16 protein-coding genes are annotated in these 14,844 nt (G+C 66.9%); 11 read left to right on the plus strand and 5 right to left on the minus strand.

Annotated elements, in window-relative coordinates:
- The first annotated feature begins 44 nt into the window (after positions 1–44).
- The 4 genes from AC3IPM_RS08085 (at position 45) to AC3IPM_RS08100 (ending at position 3,712) form a co-directional block, all read left to right on the plus strand.
- Positions 45–536, plus strand: coding sequence for a hypothetical protein (locus AC3IPM_RS08085; RefSeq protein ID WP_489303430.1), 492 nt, complete (start codon positions 45–47; stop codon positions 534–536).
- Between the two features lie 127 nt (positions 537–663).
- Positions 664–945: a YfhL family 4Fe-4S dicluster ferredoxin gene (locus AC3IPM_RS08090; protein ID WP_489303431.1), complete on the plus strand. Its 282-nt coding sequence runs from the start codon at positions 664–666 to the stop codon at positions 943–945.
- On the plus strand, positions 942–2,684 hold the full coding sequence (gene ggt, locus AC3IPM_RS08095) for a gamma-glutamyltransferase (RefSeq protein WP_489303432.1): 1,743 nt from the start codon (positions 942–944) through the stop codon (positions 2,682–2,684). The genes AC3IPM_RS08090 and ggt overlap by 4 nt, the downstream gene beginning before the upstream one ends.
- A gap of 137 nt (positions 2,685–2,821) precedes the next feature.
- Positions 2,822–3,712 carry an MBL fold metallo-hydrolase gene (locus tag AC3IPM_RS08100; protein ID WP_489303433.1) on the plus strand — a complete coding sequence of 297 codons (891 nt, stop codon included), beginning with the start codon at positions 2,822–2,824 and terminating at the stop codon, positions 3,710–3,712.
- Positions 3,713–3,775: 63 nt separating this feature from the next.
- Here the strand turns inward: AC3IPM_RS08100 and AC3IPM_RS08105 are convergent, their stop codons facing one another.
- Entirely contained in the window at positions 3,776–4,069 is a 294-nt protein-coding gene (locus tag AC3IPM_RS08105) for a PsiF family protein (protein ID WP_489303434.1), read from the minus strand.
- 117 nt (positions 4,070–4,186) lie between these two features.
- Positions 4,187–4,822, minus strand: a complete 636-nt coding sequence (upp, locus tag AC3IPM_RS08110; RefSeq protein WP_017355792.1) for a uracil phosphoribosyltransferase — start codon at positions 4,820–4,822, stop codon at positions 4,187–4,189.
- Between the two features lie 210 nt (positions 4,823–5,032).
- Here upp and AC3IPM_RS08115 point away from each other — a divergent pair, with 210 nt between their 5' ends.
- The 6 genes from AC3IPM_RS08115 (at position 5,033) to AC3IPM_RS08140 (ending at position 11,548) form a co-directional block, all read left to right on the plus strand.
- On the plus strand, positions 5,033–7,603 hold the full coding sequence (locus tag AC3IPM_RS08115; RefSeq protein WP_489303435.1) for a TonB-dependent receptor: 2,571 nt from the start codon (positions 5,033–5,035) through the stop codon (positions 7,601–7,603).
- Positions 7,603–8,721, plus strand: coding sequence for an NHL repeat-containing protein (locus tag AC3IPM_RS08120; protein WP_489303436.1), 1,119 nt, complete (start codon positions 7,603–7,605; stop codon positions 8,719–8,721). Before AC3IPM_RS08115 ends, AC3IPM_RS08120 begins: the two co-directional genes overlap by 1 nt.
- Positions 8,721–10,100 carry a purple acid phosphatase family protein gene (locus AC3IPM_RS08125; protein WP_489303437.1) on the plus strand — a complete coding sequence of 460 codons (1,380 nt, stop codon included), beginning with the start codon at positions 8,721–8,723 and terminating at the stop codon, positions 10,098–10,100. The genes AC3IPM_RS08120 and AC3IPM_RS08125 overlap by 1 nt, the downstream gene beginning before the upstream one ends.
- 49 nt (positions 10,101–10,149) lie before the next feature.
- Positions 10,150–10,785 carry an inorganic diphosphatase gene (locus tag AC3IPM_RS08130; RefSeq protein ID WP_489303438.1) on the plus strand — a complete coding sequence of 212 codons (636 nt, stop codon included), beginning with the start codon at positions 10,150–10,152 and terminating at the stop codon, positions 10,783–10,785.
- A gap of 79 nt (positions 10,786–10,864) precedes the next feature.
- Positions 10,865–11,293 (plus strand): hypothetical protein, encoded by a 429-nt coding sequence (locus AC3IPM_RS08135; RefSeq protein WP_489303439.1) that lies wholly within the window; start codon positions 10,865–10,867, stop codon positions 11,291–11,293.
- Between the two features lie 15 nt (positions 11,294–11,308).
- Complete coding sequence (locus AC3IPM_RS08140; RefSeq protein ID WP_489303440.1) at positions 11,309–11,548, plus strand: hypothetical protein; 240 nt, start codon at positions 11,309–11,311, stop codon at positions 11,546–11,548.
- Between the two features lie 13 nt (positions 11,549–11,561).
- Here AC3IPM_RS08140 and AC3IPM_RS08145 read toward each other — a convergent pair whose 3' ends face one another.
- From AC3IPM_RS08145 to AC3IPM_RS08155, 3 genes are all read right to left on the minus strand, one after another.
- The gene (locus AC3IPM_RS08145; RefSeq protein WP_489303441.1) at positions 11,562–11,888 is read right to left on the minus strand and encodes a tetratricopeptide repeat protein; all 327 of its coding nucleotides are present in this window, start codon (positions 11,886–11,888) and stop codon (positions 11,562–11,564) included.
- Positions 11,889–11,890: 2 nt separating this feature from the next.
- Complete coding sequence (locus AC3IPM_RS08150) at positions 11,891–12,352, minus strand: flavin reductase family protein (RefSeq protein WP_489303442.1); 462 nt, start codon at positions 12,350–12,352, stop codon at positions 11,891–11,893.
- Between the two features lie 98 nt (positions 12,353–12,450).
- On the minus strand, positions 12,451–13,077 hold the full coding sequence (locus AC3IPM_RS08155; protein WP_489304048.1) for a superoxide dismutase: 627 nt from the start codon (positions 13,075–13,077) through the stop codon (positions 12,451–12,453).
- A 243-nt stretch (positions 13,078–13,320) separates the two neighbouring features.
- On the opposite strand from AC3IPM_RS08155, the gene AC3IPM_RS08160 reads away from it, so the two are divergent.
- The gene (locus tag AC3IPM_RS08160; RefSeq protein WP_489303443.1) at positions 13,321–14,736 is read left to right on the plus strand and encodes a cryptochrome/photolyase family protein; all 1,416 of its coding nucleotides are present in this window, start codon (positions 13,321–13,323) and stop codon (positions 14,734–14,736) included.
- Positions 14,737–14,844 lie beyond the last annotated feature (108 nt).

A 14,844-nucleotide genomic window follows, 5' to 3' on the forward strand; every position in this document is an offset into this window, starting at 1 on the left:
CTGTCAGACCCATACATACCAAGAATCACCAAGGGAGGAATTCCATGAACAACACCATGCGTGCCATGTTGATCGCGTCGTTCGCGCTGGCCTTCACCGCCTGCAAGAAGGAAGACGCCGCGCCGGCCGCCGACGCCCAGCAGGCGCTGGTCGCCCCGGCCAAGGACGACGATGCGGGCTGGAAGAAGTACCTGCAGTCCGTGGCCGTGCAGAACATGGGCAACATCACCAACAGCCCGTTCCTGTACTACCTCTCCCCGGAATCGGATCCGGAGTTCGCCGCCAAGTACGAGCGCCAGGTTGAAAGCGCCACCACGGCGGTCGGTCGCGGCATCCAGCCGGGCAACATGCTGGCCTTCGGTTCGTCGGCCTCGGGCAAGATGGCCGACATGATCCAGGCCGTGTTCAAGGACGTGTCGCCGGATTCGATGAAGGGCGTGCGCGTGGTGTTCATCGGCCAGGCCGCTGATACCGCCCGTGTGCAGGCCATCGTGCAGCCGACCGGCGCCGAGTACATCTTCGTAGAAGCCAAGTAACCCGTGCAGTGGCGGCCGCGCCTCTGGTGCGGCCCGGGCGGCTTCCGGCGAGGAAGCCGCCGATGATCGGCCTGCGTCTGCGCAGGCCGGTCTTCATCCGCCGGCGCGGGCGTGGAGCAATACCGCCATGTCGCTGAAAATCAATGAGCTCTGCGTCAACTGCGACGTCTGTGAGCCGGCTTGCCCCAATCAAGCCATTTCGATGGGTGAAACCATCTACGTGATCGATCCGGCCCGCTGCACCGAGTGCGTGGGACATTTCGACGAACCCCAGTGCGTGGTCGTCTGCCCGGTGGAATGCATCGATCCGGATCCGGATATCCCGGAAACCCAGGAAGCCCTGCTGGCCAAGCTGTTCGGTCTGCAGCGCGACCATCCCGAACTCTACGTGGAGTCTCCCCCCGAATGAACACGCTGTCGCGTCGCTGGTTGCTGCTCGTCGTCCTGCTGTGGTCCCCGCTGGCCGGGTTCGCCGCCCCTGCGGCACAGACGTCCCTGGCCAAGCATCCCGATGGCGCCGCGATTGCCAGTGGCCATCACCTGGCCACCGAAGCCGGCATGGAGATCCTGGCCAAGGGCGGCAACGCCTTCGATGCCGCCGTGGCGGTGTCCTCGGTGCTGGCGGTGGTCGAGCCGATCAGCTCCGGCCTGGGCGGTGGCGGCTTCTTCCTGCTGCATGACGCGGCCACCGGCAAGGACGTGATGCTGGACGCGCGCGAAACCGCGCCGCAGTCGGCAACGCCGGCGGCGTTCCTGGACAAGAAGGGCGAGCTGGACCGCGACCGCTCGGTCAACGGCCCGTGGTCGGCCGGCATCCCCGGCCTGCCGGCGGCGCTGGTGGAGCTGTCGTCCAAGCACGGCAAGTTGCCGCTGCGCACCGCGCTGGGCCCGGCGATCCGCATCGCCAGCGACGGCTTCCCGGTGTACGCGCGCATGGCCAAGGGCTATGCCTCGCGCCGTGAAGTGATGGAGCGCTACCCCGGAACGCGTGAGGTGTACCTGCGCAATGGCCGGCCGATCGCCGAGGGCGATCTGTTCCGTCAGCCGGAACTGGCCGCCACCCTGGAGCGCCTGGCCGACAAGGGCTTCGACGGTTTCTACCGTGGCCAGACCGGCACGCTGCTGCTGGCGGGCGTGAAGCAGGCCGGCGGTCGCTGGAGTGCCGAAGAGCTGGCCGGCTACCGGGTCAAGCTGCGCGAGCCGATCGTCTTCAACTACCGTGACTGGAAGATCACCACCGCCTCGCCGCCGTCGTCCGGTGGCATCGCACTGGCTTCGATGCTGCAGATTCTGGAAGGTTGGGATCTGAACAGCCTTGACGAAGCGCATCGCACCCATCTGGTGGTCGAGGCGATGCGCCGCGCTTACCGCGACCGTACGTTCTTCCTCGGCGATCCGGATTTCGTGCAGATCCCGCAGAAGGTGCTGACCAGCAAGGATTACGCGCAGGGCCTGCGCGCGACCATCCATCCGGAGAAGGCCACCCCCAGCGACCTGCTGTCGGGCAACCCGACCCCGCTGGAAGACGACGAGACCACCCACTTCTCGATCATCGACCGTGAAGGCAATCGCGTCGGCGCCACCCAGACCGTCAACCTGTTGTACGGCTCGGGCCTGATTCCGTCGGGCACCGGCGTGCTGCTCAACAATGAGATGGACGACTTCGCGCTGAAGCCGGGCACCCCGAACGCCTTTGGTGTGATGGGCTATGCGGCCAACGCGCCGAAGCCGGGCAAGCGCATGCTCAGCTCGATGACCCCGACCTTCATGGAGTCCGCCGACAAGGTGGTGGTGCTGGGTACCCCGGGCGGCAGCCGCATCATCACCATGGTGCTGCTGGGCATCCTGGGCTATGACGCCGGCCTGGATGCGCAGCAGGTGGCGGCCTTGCCGCGTTATCACCACCAGTGGCTGCCGGACGTGATCGAGGCCGAAACCGGCGCGTTCTCGGCCGGGGCGATCCAGCAGCTGCAGGCGATGGGCCACAAGATCGACCTGCCCGGCGACAGCGCTGCTGGCGGGCGCGGGTCCAGCCATGTGTGGGGCAACCTGCAGACCGTGGAGTGGAACCGCCGCAGCAACACCCTCAGTGGTGGCAGCGATCCGCGCAACCCAGTCGGCAGTGCCGAAGTCAAACAAGCAAAGTAGTGCCGGCCGCTGGCCGGCAATCCTGGCATTCCTGCTGGCCGGCAACCCGATCAAACCCCGCCACCCGGCGGGGTTTTTCGTTACAGGCGCCAGCGCGCCTAGCGAATATTTAACGTCGTCCGCCGGATAATTTACCGATGAAACTATGGTCCATACGCGGTAACACACAGAAGCTGGACGGCGGCGCGATGTTCGGCAATGCGCCGCGCGCGGTCTGGGAGAAATGGGCGGCGCCGGATGATCTCAACCGGATCGAACTGGCCTGCCGCGCGCTGCTGGCCAGCCCGCTGGCGGGCAAGACGGTGCTGTTCGAAACGGGTATCGGCGCGTTCTTCGAGCCCAAGCTGCGCGACCGTTACGGCGTGCAGGAGCCGCGCCATGTGCTGATGGAATCCCTGCGCGAGGCCGGATTCGAGCACGAGGACATCGACGTGGTGGTGCTCAGCCACCTGCATTTCGATCACGCCGGTGGCTTGTTGGCGCAGTGGAGCGAGGGGCGCAGCCCGGAGCTGTTGTTCCCCAACGCGACCTTCCTGGTGGGGGCCGAGCACTGGCAGCGCGCGCTGCACCCGCACCCGCGCGACCGTGCCAGCTTCATTCCCGAGCTGCCCGGCTTGCTGCAGGCCAGTGGCCGGCTGGAAATCGTCGAGGGCGCCTATTCCAAGGCCCTGGGCAAGAGCGTGCGTTTCAGTTTCAGCGATGGCCATACGCCGGGGTTGATGCTGGCCGAGATCGTGGGCCCCGAGCAGGTCGATGGCCAGCCGCGCGGCGGCGTGGTGTTCTGTGCCGACCTGATCCCCGGGCGCTCCTGGGTGCACGTGCCGATCACCATGGGCTACGATCGCAATGCCGAGCTGCTGATCGATGAGAAGCGCAGCTTCCTCGAAGACAAACTCGCGCGGAACGTGCATCTGTTTTTCACCCACGACCCGGCGTGTGCGCTGGCGCAGGTGGCACGGGATGAGAAGGGCCGGTTCGGTACGGTGCACGAGCTGGGCGAACTGAAAGCGCGCGCGCTGGCCGGGTAAACCGACCTCGGGTCACGCAACATCGGTAGTGCCGGCCACTGGCCGGCACCCCGGAATATAGGCTCAATGTGCCTTGAGGCAGCCGCTCATGAACGTCTTGCGCGCATCACCGGCCAGCTTCTTGGTGGCGGCATCGGCGTTGCAGCTCTTCATGCGTTCCTGCGGCGTGGTCGGCGCGGCGGCGGCCGGGGCCGGGCCACTCAGGCAGGTCTTCTGCGCCATCTTGTAGTCTTCGCCGGTCTTGCCTTTGTTCTTGGCCGAACAGTCGGCCATGCGCTGTTGCTGCGGCGTGGCTGCACTGGCGACGACGGGGCCGCCGATCAGCAGCAGGCAGGCCAGCAGGGACAGGGTCTTCATGGTGCAGCTCCACGCGCGGGGTGATGGTGCGCGCAGCTTCTGCCTGCCGCTGCGTAGGCGGCGTGAACATTGCGGACGGGCCGCCGCAGGGGCAGCCCGTCCTGTTGCATCGTTGCCTCAGCCGGCTACGCGGGTGCCGAAGATGCGGTCGCCGGCATCGCCCAGGCCCGGCAGGATGTAGCCCTTCTCGTTGAGCTGGGCATCGATGGCGGCGGTGAAGATTTCCACGTCCGGGTGCACGGCCTGGACGGCGGCGATGCCTTCCGGCGCGGCCACCAGGAAGATGCCCTTGATGCGGCGGGCGCCGGCGCGCTTGAGCATGTCGATGGTGGCGATCAGGGTGCCACCGGTGGCCAGCATCGGGTCCAGGATCAGCGCATCGCGCTCTTCCAGGCGGCCGGTCAGGCGCTCGAAGTAGGGCACCGGCTGCAGGGTTTCCTCGTCGCGCTGCAGGCCGACCACGCTGACCCGGGCGGCCGGAATCAGCGACAGCACGCCACTGAGCATGCCCAGCCCGGCGCGCAGGATCGGCACCACGGTGATCTTGGCACCGGCAATGCGCTGCACCGTCACCGGGCCGGCCCAGCCAGCCATGGTGTGGGCTTCGGTTTCCAGATCGGCGGTGGCCTCGTAGGCCAGCAGGCCGCCGAGCTCATTGGCCAGCTCGCGGAAATCCTTGGTGCTCAGCGATGCATCGCGCATCAGGCCGATCTTGTGCTGCACCAGCGGATGGCGCACTTCGACGATTTTCATGGGAAGGGGGAGGGGGTAGAGGAGAGGCCGCTAGTGTGCCGCAACACCCAACCGAAGCCAAAATCCAAGCCGCCACGCCCGGTAGTGCCGAGCCATGCTCGGCAGGCCCACCAAACCCCGATCTCGCGCCTCCATGTCCCCGGTGTCATTCCCATGAAACCTCCCGGACATACCGTGCTGACCCATTCTTTACACAGATTGGGGAATGCAGTGCAGAAGAAGCGTCCGTTGGGCCTGGCGATCAGCCTTTCGTTGCTGGCGGTGATCACCCCGTCCGTCCATGCCGCCGATACGCCCGATGGCAGCACGGTGGCCGGCAGCGCCGCCGCGGGTGCCGCAGCCACCGATCTGGACCGCGTTGAAGTGCGCCCGCAGCTGGAGTCGCAGACCCGCGCGGTCGACCTCAAGCGCAGCAGCGATGCCATCGAAGACGCGGTGTCTTCCGATGCCATGGGCGTGTACCCGGACAAGAACGTGGCCGAATCACTGCAGCGCCTGCCGGGCGTCAGCGTGACCCGCGATCAGGGCGAGGGCCGTTTCGTGGTCATCCGCGGCCTGGATGCGAACCTCAACAGCGTCAGCATCGACGGCATCGCCATCGGCACCCCGGAAGATTCCAGCCGCGCCGCGCCGTTGGATGTGATCCCGTCGGACTCGACCGAGCGCCTGCGCGTGGTCAAGTCGCCGACCCCGGACATGCCCGGCGATGCGATCGGCGGCGCGATCCTGGTCGAATCCGCTTCGGCCTTCGACCGTGACGGGCGCACCCTGCGCGGCAAGATCGAAGCCAGCCACCAGCAGCTGTCCGGCAACACCAGCCCCAAGGCCGCCATCAACTACAGCGAAGTGTTCGCCGATACCTTCGGCGTGGCGCTGGGTGTGAACTACCAGAACCGCAAGTTCGAATCGGACAACACCGAAGTCGAATACAACCCCTACGAGGGCGGCGCCAAGGACGACCTGTTCGCCACCAGCCTGCAGCACCGCAAGTACGAAATAGAGCGCAAGCGCATCGGCGCCAACCTCAACTTCGACTGGCGTCCGAACGAAGACAGCCGGTACTACCTGCGCACGCTGTACAGCCAGTTCGATGATGCCGAAACCCGCCAGCGCACCATCTTCGAGTTCGGCGACGAAGGCGTCACCGCGCTGGGCGGCAAGCAGTACCGGGTTGACGACCTGGCTGCGGACAGCATCCTCAAGCGCATGCGCTACCGCACCAAGAAGGAAAATACCCTGGCTGCCAGCCTGGGCGGTGAGAACCGCCTGACCGGCGCGGTGATCGACTACAAGGTCGGTTACACCCGTACCGAAGAGCGGGTCAACGATGAGATGGAGGCGCGCTTCAAGTACGACGGCGACGATCTCAGTGCCCGCATCGACCAGAGCAGTGGCATTCCGCGGGTGACCCTCAGCGATGCCGGCTGGATGGACAATGGCAACTACGTGTTCGACCGCGTGGTGCTTTCGCCCAAGCGTGTGGATGACAAGGAACATAGCGCGCAGGTCAACCTGCGCTTCGACGGCGACGCGTCCAGCTACAAGTTCGGCCTGCTCGGCCGTTGGCGCGACCGCGACGTGAATGTGGATGAGCGCGAACTGCGCGTGGGTCCGAAGATTGCACTATCGGACTGGACCACAAGCAGCCCCGACCATCGCGGCGGCAGCCTCGGTGAGGGCATGAGTTCGGATGCGATGCGCCGCTACTGGGCGCAGTCCGGGTCGCAGTACAGTGCCCGCCCGCAGGACGTGGGCGGCAATGCGTTGACCTCGCTGGAAGAAGACTACACCGCCAGCGAAGACATCTTCGCCAGCTATGCGATGGGCACGTGGGACATCGGCGCGCTGCGCATCATCGGTGGTGTGCGCGTGGAGAACACCCAGTTCACCGCCACCGGCAACCGCGTGGAGGTGGCCAGCAACGGGCGCACCTATACGGTCACCCCGCTCACGGTCAGCCGCAGCTATACCAATGTGCTGCCGGGCCTGCACCTGCGCTATGACGCCGGCAGTGATTGGGTGCTGCGTGCGGCGGCCAACAAGACCGTGTCGCGCCCGTCCTTCGGCGATATCGCCCCGCGCATCGGCCTGAGCCGTGGCGACGAGGAAGTGCGGATCGGCAACCCGCAGCTGGACCCGTATGAATCGAAAAACCTGGACCTGTCGATCGAGAAGTACCTCGGCAGTACCGGCATTGTCTCGCTGGGCGTGTTCCACAAGTCGATCGACGGCTACATCGTCAACAAGCTGAGCAAGAACGACCCGGCCTATCCGGGCTTCGACGTCACCCGCGTGATCAACGGCAACCAGGCCAAGGTCAACGGGGCCGAGTTCAACTGGCAGCAGCAGCTGTCGTTCCTGCCGGCCGGCTGGGATGGCCTGCTGGTCGGTGCCAGCGGCACCTGGCTCGACACCGATTTCGACCCCGGCCTGGCCGACCGCCAGGGGGACGACTTCATGCTGCCGCGTGCCTCCAAGCATGTGTACAGCGCCCACATCGGCTACGAAAAGGCCGGTTTCAGCACCCGCATCGCCACCGTCTACCGCAGCGAGTACCTGGACACGCTGGGCGACAGCCGCGCCTACGATATCTACGTGGCACCCAACACCCAGCTCGATTTCAGCCTGGACTACAAGATCACCGCCAATGTGAGCATGTACTTCGAAGCGCAGAACCTGCTCGACAAGCCGCTGGAGCTGTACCAGGGCGTGCGCTCGCGCACCCTGCAGAATGAAGAATACGGCCGCACCTACGCGCTCGGCCTGAAGGTGGCACTGTGATGCGCGCTGCGCCGGCCCTGGGGCTGCTCGGCTTGGCCCTGCTGACGGCCTGCAAGCCCGCGCCGGCCCCCGCACCTGCCACGCCCGCCGGGCAGGCCATGGCCGCCGCCGCTGCACCGGCGCGCGACGTCGCCACCGTCGCCGAGGCCTTCCTGACCCCGATGACCCCGGCCGACAACATCGACTCGCCGGCCAGCTGGACCGCGCCGGATGGCACGGTGTGGCTGATCGCCACCGCCAAGAAAAGCGACAAGCTGGTGGTCTACGACGGCCAGACCGGCGCGCTTCTGCGTGATGTCGGCAGCACCGGCACAGCGCCGGGGCAGTTCGTGCGTCCCAACGGCATCGCGGTGATCGATGATCTGGTGTTGATCGTCGAGCGCGACAACCACCGCGTGCAGGTGCTGCAGCTGCCGGACTTCAAGCCGCTCGGTGTGTTCGCCGCCGATGACCTGCGCAAGCCGTATGGGCTGTGGGTGAACAAGCAGGCCAGCGGCTACGACGTCTACGTGACCGACTCCTACCATGCCGGTGAGGACGCGCAGGGCAACGATGTGCTGCCGCCGCTGGCCGAGCTGGACAAGCGCGTGCGCCGCTATGCGATGACCTTGCAGGGCGGCAAGGCCAGCGCGGCGCTGGTGTCGAGCATTGGCGATACCAGCGAGGCCGGCGCGCTGCGCGTGGTGGAGTCGATCTGGGGCGACCCGGCCAACGACCGCCTGCTGATCGCGGAGGAAGACGAGACCTACGCCAGCGAAGTGAAGGTGTACACGCTGGAAGGCCGCTTCACCGGCACCACCTTCGGCCGCGACGCGTTCAAGGCGCAGGCCGAAGGCGTGACCCTGCGTACCTGTGGCAAGGACGGCTGGTGGATCACCACCGAGCAGGGCAAGCAGCGCAGTGTGTTCCATCTGTTCGACCGCCACACGCTCAAGCATGTTGGTGCGTTCCAGGGCAACACGGTGGCCAACACCGATGGCATCTGGCTCAGCCAGGCCGCGTCGGCGCGCTTCCCGCACGGCGCGTTGTACGCCGTGCATGACGACCAGGGCGTGGTGGCCTTCGATTGGGCCAGCGTGGCCAAGCAGCTGTCGCTGCCGCTGGAGTGCGCTTCGTGATGCGCGCATCGCACATGGCCCGCGCACTGGGCCTGGCCTTGCTGCTGTGTAGCGGTGCCGCCTCGGCCGCCTCGGCGGAAGCCACGGCCGAGCCCAATACCCAGGTTCCTGCTGGCAGCCGCCACTATGCGGCCAGCGGTTTCCCGGATCGCATCGTCGCCTCGCCAGCGCAGGATGCCGCACGCGGCTTCTCGGTGGCCTGGCGCACGGACGCCTCGGTCAATGCACCGGTGTTGGAGTGGGTGCTGGCCGGCGATTCCCCCGATGTGGGCACGCCCACCCGCATCACTGCCAGCACGACCGCCCTGCAGACCGAGCTGGGCGGATCGCATCACCATCGCGCCGACGTCACCGGCCTGCAGCCGGACACGCTGTACCTGTGGCGCGTACAGGGGCACAACACCTGGGGCGCGTGGAACCAGCTGCGCACCGCCGGCCGTGCCGAACAGCCGCTGACCCTGCTGTACTTCGGTGACACCCAGAACAAGAACCTCAGCCACGTCTCGCGGGTGCTCCGCGCCGGCCTCAAGGCGGCCCCGGACGCACGCCTGAGCCTGTTCGCCGGCGATCTGGTCAGCGGTGGCGATGGCCAGGACGACAGCGAGTGGGGTGAGTGGTTCGCGGCGGCGGGCTGGCTGCCACAGGAAACCGTGGTGGCGCCTGCGATCGGCAACCACGAGTACTTCGAGGAGTTTGAAGACACCCCGCAGGAGCGCCGCGTGCTCGGCCGCCACTGGCCGGTGACGTTCGCGTTGCCGCGCAATGGCGTGGATGCCGCGGATACCACCACCTACTGGTTCGACTACCAGGGCGTGCGCATCGCGGTGCTCGATGGCACCTCGGCATTGGACCTGGGCACCGCGCAGGCGCAGGCTGCCTGGTTGGACAACGTGCTGGCCGACAACCCGCATCCGTGGAGCATCGTGCTGTTGCACCAGCCGTTCTACTCGCCCCGCGAAGGGCGCGAGAATGTCGAACTGCGCGATGTGCTGCTGCCGGTGGTCCGCCGTCGCAACGTTGACCTGGTGCTGCAGGGGCATGACCACACCTACGGCCGCCGCGGCGAAGGTCAGGCCGCCACCCCGCAGTTCGTGGTGACCGTGGCCGGGCCCAAACAGTACCGGCTTTCTGATGAGGCGCGCGCCAGCATGGCACCGGTTGGCGAGGACACGCAGTTGTTCCAGGTGCTCAGGATCGACCCGCAGCACCTGCGCTATGAGGCGCGTACTGCGACCGGCCGGTTGTACGATGGCTTCGAGTTGACACGCGCCGGGGATGGGCGCAAACAGAAGGTTGAACTGACGCAGGGACGCATCGCCCCCCGTGACTGCACGCGCGCGCAGACCCTCAAGGGCCGTGCCGACCGTTGCTGGGAATGACTGCCAGGCCGGGACGCAGCCCTGCGCCCGGCCGCCGTTGGAGAGCTTGATGGACACACGACGCGTTCTACCCCTGGCGGCAATCGCTGCCGCCTTGCTGTTGCTGGCCGGCGCCAGCGCGGCGACCAATGCCGTGCTGCATCCGTTCCTGGCCGCGCAGCCGAAGAACGTACCGGACGAGGCGAACCTGGCGGTGGAGATTCCGGCCGGCAGTTTCACCAAGTATGAAATCCAGGAAGACGGGCTGGTGCATGTCGACCGTTTCCAGTCGATGCCGGTCGCCTATCCGGCCAACTACGGCTCGATGCCACGTACCCTGGCCGGTGACAATGACCCGCTGGACGCACTCGTGCTGACCCGCGAACCCCTGCACCCCGGCGTGATCGTGCGCTTCCGCCCGATCGGCTTCCTGAAGATGGTCGATGGTGGCGAGCACGATGAGAAGGTCATCGGCGTACCCACCGACAAGCTCGACCCGACCTACGCCAACATCCGCGATCTCAACGATCTGCCCGCCATCGAGCGCCAGCGTATCGAGGCGTTCTTCCGCGTCTATAAAGATCTGCCCGAAGGCCGCAATCCCGTCCAACTCAATGGCTGGGGCAACGCCGCCGAGGCCAAGGCCCTGATCCGCGAAGCGATGCAGCGGTTCGACGCGCAGCAGCGGCGCGCCAAGGGCGACTGAGCCGTTTCTGCCTGACCGGCCGCGCGCGGCGCCCGTGGCGCGCTATCCTCGCAGGCTACAGGCAGGGGAGCCGGCGGCAATGCAGCAGACGCGGTGGGTAGAGGGCATGGGCACGGCGTTGCTGGTGTGGGAACTGCTGTTCCTGGCGCTGCCCGTCACTGCGCTTGATGGCTTTGCGTTGCTATGGCTGATGCAGCCCTCGGATCACCCGGATTATCTGCCCACGTTGATCGGCATGGTGCTGGCCAGCGTGGCGCTGCTCGGCTTCTGGCGGCTGACGTTCGGCTTCCTGCTCAATGGCCTGTCGTTGCGTGGCCAGCCGCGCTGGGCACGCTGGAGTGCGGGGCTGGGAACCCTGTTGTGCCTGGCGAGCCTGCTGGTGGGGATGATCTTCAACCGCCTGACCGGCTGGGCGCTGGTTGGAGTGATGGGCCTGCCCGTGCTGGTACCGCTGGGCCACATGTGGGTAGTTTCCCGCGCCACGCCGCGGCCGCCACCGTTGCCGTAGGGAAGAGGGAAACACATGGAAGAAGAGATCAAGCGCGGCGTGCTGAGCCTGCTCCAATGGCTCGTGATCAGCGTGATATGGAGCATCCTGCTCTATGGCTTGGGCTGGGTGACACTGAAGGCACTCACGGTTGGCCGGTATCCGACCGCGGAGGTGAGCGAGGCAGGGCAGAACTGGATTGCCTTCGCGGGCATGTGCGTGGTGGCGCTGGCATGGGGGCTGATCGCGCTGCACAACAATGGCCTGCTGGGGTAGGCGATGTCGACCCTCATGCGGCCGGCGACATCGCCTTGTGTGCACGCCGCAGGAACACGGCCATTTCCTTTTCAGCCTGTTTGTCGCCGTTGCGCTGAGCCACCACGATCCCCTGTGCCCACGCAGCCGCGGCGGCGGCCGGATCACCTGCGGCCAGGTGTGCCTTGCCGAGCAGCTTCCAGCCGGCCGAATAGGCCGGGTCCTGGAGGATGCACTGGCCCAGGTGCACGACCGCCTGTGCGGCATCGCCGGTATCGAGCAGCGCCTTGCCCAGGCTGAAGCGCAGCAGTGCGTTGTCGCGGCCCTGCGCAAGCAGGCGTTGCAGTGCGGGAATGTCCATGCTCACTCCGTGTCGGTGCGGGCGTAGCGGCCCCGGTGGAACACCAGTGCCGCGCCGGGCGCGGTGCTGAAGTGTTGCACGCGGCCGATGATCAGCAGGTGGTCGCCGGCCGGCAGCGTCTGCTCCACGGTGCAGACCATCCGCGCAATCGCCGCGCTGACCAGTGGCACGCCGTCGCTGTGATCCAGCCAGTGGGCACCTTCAGGGGTACGTCGGCGTAGTGGGTCGGCGAAATGGCGTGCCACCGCTTCCTGCGTGGACGACAGAACGCTGATGCCGAAGCGTGCGGCATCGCGGTAGATGGGCAGGTCCAGCGAGCGTTCACCGATGCTCCATAGCAGCAGCGGCGGTTGCAGCGACAGCGAGGCGAACGAGTTGATGGTCATCCCAATCACCGCGCCATCGGCACCGGATGCCGTGGCCACCGCCACGCCCGTGGGGTACTGGCCGAAGGCATCGCGCAATGCCCTCGGGGATGGCCCCGCGGGCGCGCCGTCAGCGTGTCCATCGGCAGCGCTTGCTGCCAACCGGGTAAGCGCCGTGGCTGCGGGGCCGTGCTGCATCAGCGTCCGCCTGCGGCCTGATAGCGACGTGCGACCTCGGCCCAATCGATCAACGCGAAGAACGCCGCGATGTAGTCCGGGCGACGGTTCTGGTAGTGCAGGTAATAGGCGTGTTCCCACACGTCCAGGCCCAGCACCGGCGTGCCACCGGACAGGCCGGCCGCGGCGCCCATCAACGGGCTGTCCTGGTTGGGGCTGCTCTCCACCCGCAGCGTGCCATCGTGCAGGGTCAACCATGCCCAGCCACTGCCGAAGCGGGTCTGCGCAGCCTTGGTGAAGGCATCCTTGAAGGCTGCATAGCCGCCCAGGTCGCGCTCGATCGCGGCGGCCAACGGGCCTTCGGGCTGGCCGCCGTGAGGGCTGAGTACGGTCCAGAACAGGCTGTGGTTGGCATGGCCGCCGCCGTTGTTGCGCACCACGTTGCGCACGGCCTCGGGCAGGGCGTCCAGGTCGGCGATCAACTGCTCCACCGGCACCGACGCGATACCCGCATCGGCGAGCGCGGCATTGAGGTTGTTGATGTAGGTCTGGTGGTGCCGGGCATGATGGATTTCCATCGTGCGCGCATCGAAGTGCGGTTCCAGGGCGTCATAAGCGTAGGGCAGGGCGGGCAGGGTGTAGGACATCGTGGACAGCTCCGTCAGAGGAGTCGCCATGTTCGGACCTCAAGCATGGTTTAGGTCAAGCGGTGTCGCGCACGCCGTTCAGGGCCGGCTCTGCGTTGCCAGGCATGTCAGGGAGTGCGTAACAGGGCTCACCCGTCTAGTCGCGCGGTTGTGCATCGACCATGCCGGTGGCGCTTTCGATGCGTGCACGGTGTTCACCGGGCCTCGCTATCATGCCCGCACAAACTTCCCGAGGTGATGGTCGTGTCGGTAGCGTTGGTGTGGTTTCGCCGTGATCTGCGGCTCCAGGACAATCCCGCCCTGCAGGCAGCGCTCGATGCCGGGCATGTGCCGGTGCCGGTGTACATCCATGCGCCGCACGAAGAAGGCCACTGGGCCCCGGGCGGTGCATCCAACGCCTGGCTGCACCGTTCGCTGGCCGCATTGGACGCGGCGCTGCGCACGCACGGCTCATCGCTGGTGCTGTGCCAGGGCGACAGCCAGCCCGAGCTGGAGCGGTTGATCGCCGAGACCGGCGCGGTGGCGGTGTACTGGAACCGCAAGTACGAACCGGCAACCCAGCCGCGCGATGCGCGGATCAAGCGCGAACTGCGCGAACAGGGCGTCCTGGCCGAAAGCCACAACGGCAGTCTGATGATTGAACCCTGGGACGTGGCCACGCTGCAGGGCAACCCGTACAAGGTATTCACCCCGTTCTGGCGCAATGCACTGACCCGCCTGCAGGTGCCTGCGCCGCGCCCGGTCCCGGCCACGCTGCCGGCGCACAGCGTGCAGGGCGTCGCGCTGGACGGCCTCGGCCTGGCGGCGTCGCTGCCGTGGGATGCGGGCTTCTGGGAACACTGGCAGCCGGGGGAAGCCGGTGCGCAGGAGGCGTTGACGGTGTTCATCGATGGGGCGCTGAGCGGCTACCGCCAGCAGCGCGATCTGCCCGACCGGGTGGGTACCTCGCTGCTGTCGCCACACCTGCATTTCGGTGAGATCGCACCGTGGCAGATCGTCCGTCGCCTGCAGCCCGAACGCAGTGCCGCCCGCGATGCCGACATCGACGGCTATATCCGCGAGCTGGGGTGGCGCGAGTTCTCCTACCACCTGCTGCACCACTTCCCGCAGACCACCGACCACAACCTCAATCCGCGTTTTGATGGGTTCGCCTGGGCCGCGCCCGATCCCGAGACGCTGCAGGCCTGGCAGCAGGGCCGCACCGGCATTCCGATCATCGATGCGGGCATGCGCGAACTTTGGGCCACCGGCTACATGCACAACCGGGTGCGCATGCTGGTGGCCAGCCTGCTGTGCAAGCACCTGCGCCAGCACTGGCGCGAAGGCGCGCGCTGGTTCTGGGACACGCTGGTGGATGCCGACCTGGCCAACAACACGATGGGCTGGCAGTGGGTGGCGGGTACCGGCGCGGACGCCGCGCCGTACTTCCGTATCTTCAATCCGGTGACCCAGTCGGAGAAGTTCGATCCGCAGGCACGCTACATCACCCGGTGGGTACCCGAGTTGGCTGCATTGCCGCTCAAGGCCCGGTTCGCGCCCTGGCAGCACCCCACGCTGCTGGCCGAGCTTGCGCCGTCGTACCCGCTGCTGCCGCTGGTCGACCTGGCTGCGGGCCGTGATGCGGCACTGGCCGCTTACCGGCATACCGGCGCGGCGTAAATCCCCGTGCGGCGTGCCCTGCGGGCCGCCGCTCAGCAACCTGAACACGAAGGGCATGGCGGTTGGTGTCGTCATGTCGGCATCGCGTCTGCCTGTTTATGCTCTTGG

Source organism: Stenotrophomonas sp. GL_111, assembly GCF_057835245.1.

Coding starts and splice junctions, on each gene's coding strand:
- upp (WP_017355792.1), bottom strand. CDS start 4,822: ATGAAAATCGTCGAAGTGCGCCATCCGCTGGTGCAGCACAAGATCGGC.
- AC3IPM_RS08155 (WP_489304048.1), bottom strand. CDS start 13,077: ATGTCCTACACCCTGCCCGCCCTGCCCTACGCTTATGACGCCCTGGAA.
- AC3IPM_RS08100 (WP_489303433.1), top strand. CDS start 2,822: ATGAAACTATGGTCCATACGCGGTAACACACAGAAGCTGGACGGCGGC.
- AC3IPM_RS08140 (WP_489303440.1), top strand. CDS start 11,309: ATGGAAGAAGAGATCAAGCGCGGCGTGCTGAGCCTGCTCCAATGGCTC.
- AC3IPM_RS08125 (WP_489303437.1), top strand. CDS start 8,721: ATGCGCGCATCGCACATGGCCCGCGCACTGGGCCTGGCCTTGCTGCTG.
- AC3IPM_RS08130 (WP_489303438.1), top strand. CDS start 10,150: ATGGACACACGACGCGTTCTACCCCTGGCGGCAATCGCTGCCGCCTTG.
- AC3IPM_RS08105 (WP_489303434.1), bottom strand. CDS start 4,069: ATGAAGACCCTGTCCCTGCTGGCCTGCCTGCTGCTGATCGGCGGCCCC.
- AC3IPM_RS08090 (WP_489303431.1), top strand. CDS start 664: ATGTCGCTGAAAATCAATGAGCTCTGCGTCAACTGCGACGTCTGTGAG.
- ggt (WP_489303432.1), top strand. CDS start 942: ATGAACACGCTGTCGCGTCGCTGGTTGCTGCTCGTCGTCCTGCTGTGG.
- AC3IPM_RS08145 (WP_489303441.1), bottom strand. CDS start 11,888: ATGGACATTCCCGCACTGCAACGCCTGCTTGCGCAGGGCCGCGACAAC.
- AC3IPM_RS08135 (WP_489303439.1), top strand. CDS start 10,865: ATGCAGCAGACGCGGTGGGTAGAGGGCATGGGCACGGCGTTGCTGGTG.
- AC3IPM_RS08085 (WP_489303430.1), top strand. CDS start 45: ATGAACAACACCATGCGTGCCATGTTGATCGCGTCGTTCGCGCTGGCC.
- AC3IPM_RS08120 (WP_489303436.1), top strand. CDS start 7,603: ATGCGCGCTGCGCCGGCCCTGGGGCTGCTCGGCTTGGCCCTGCTGACG.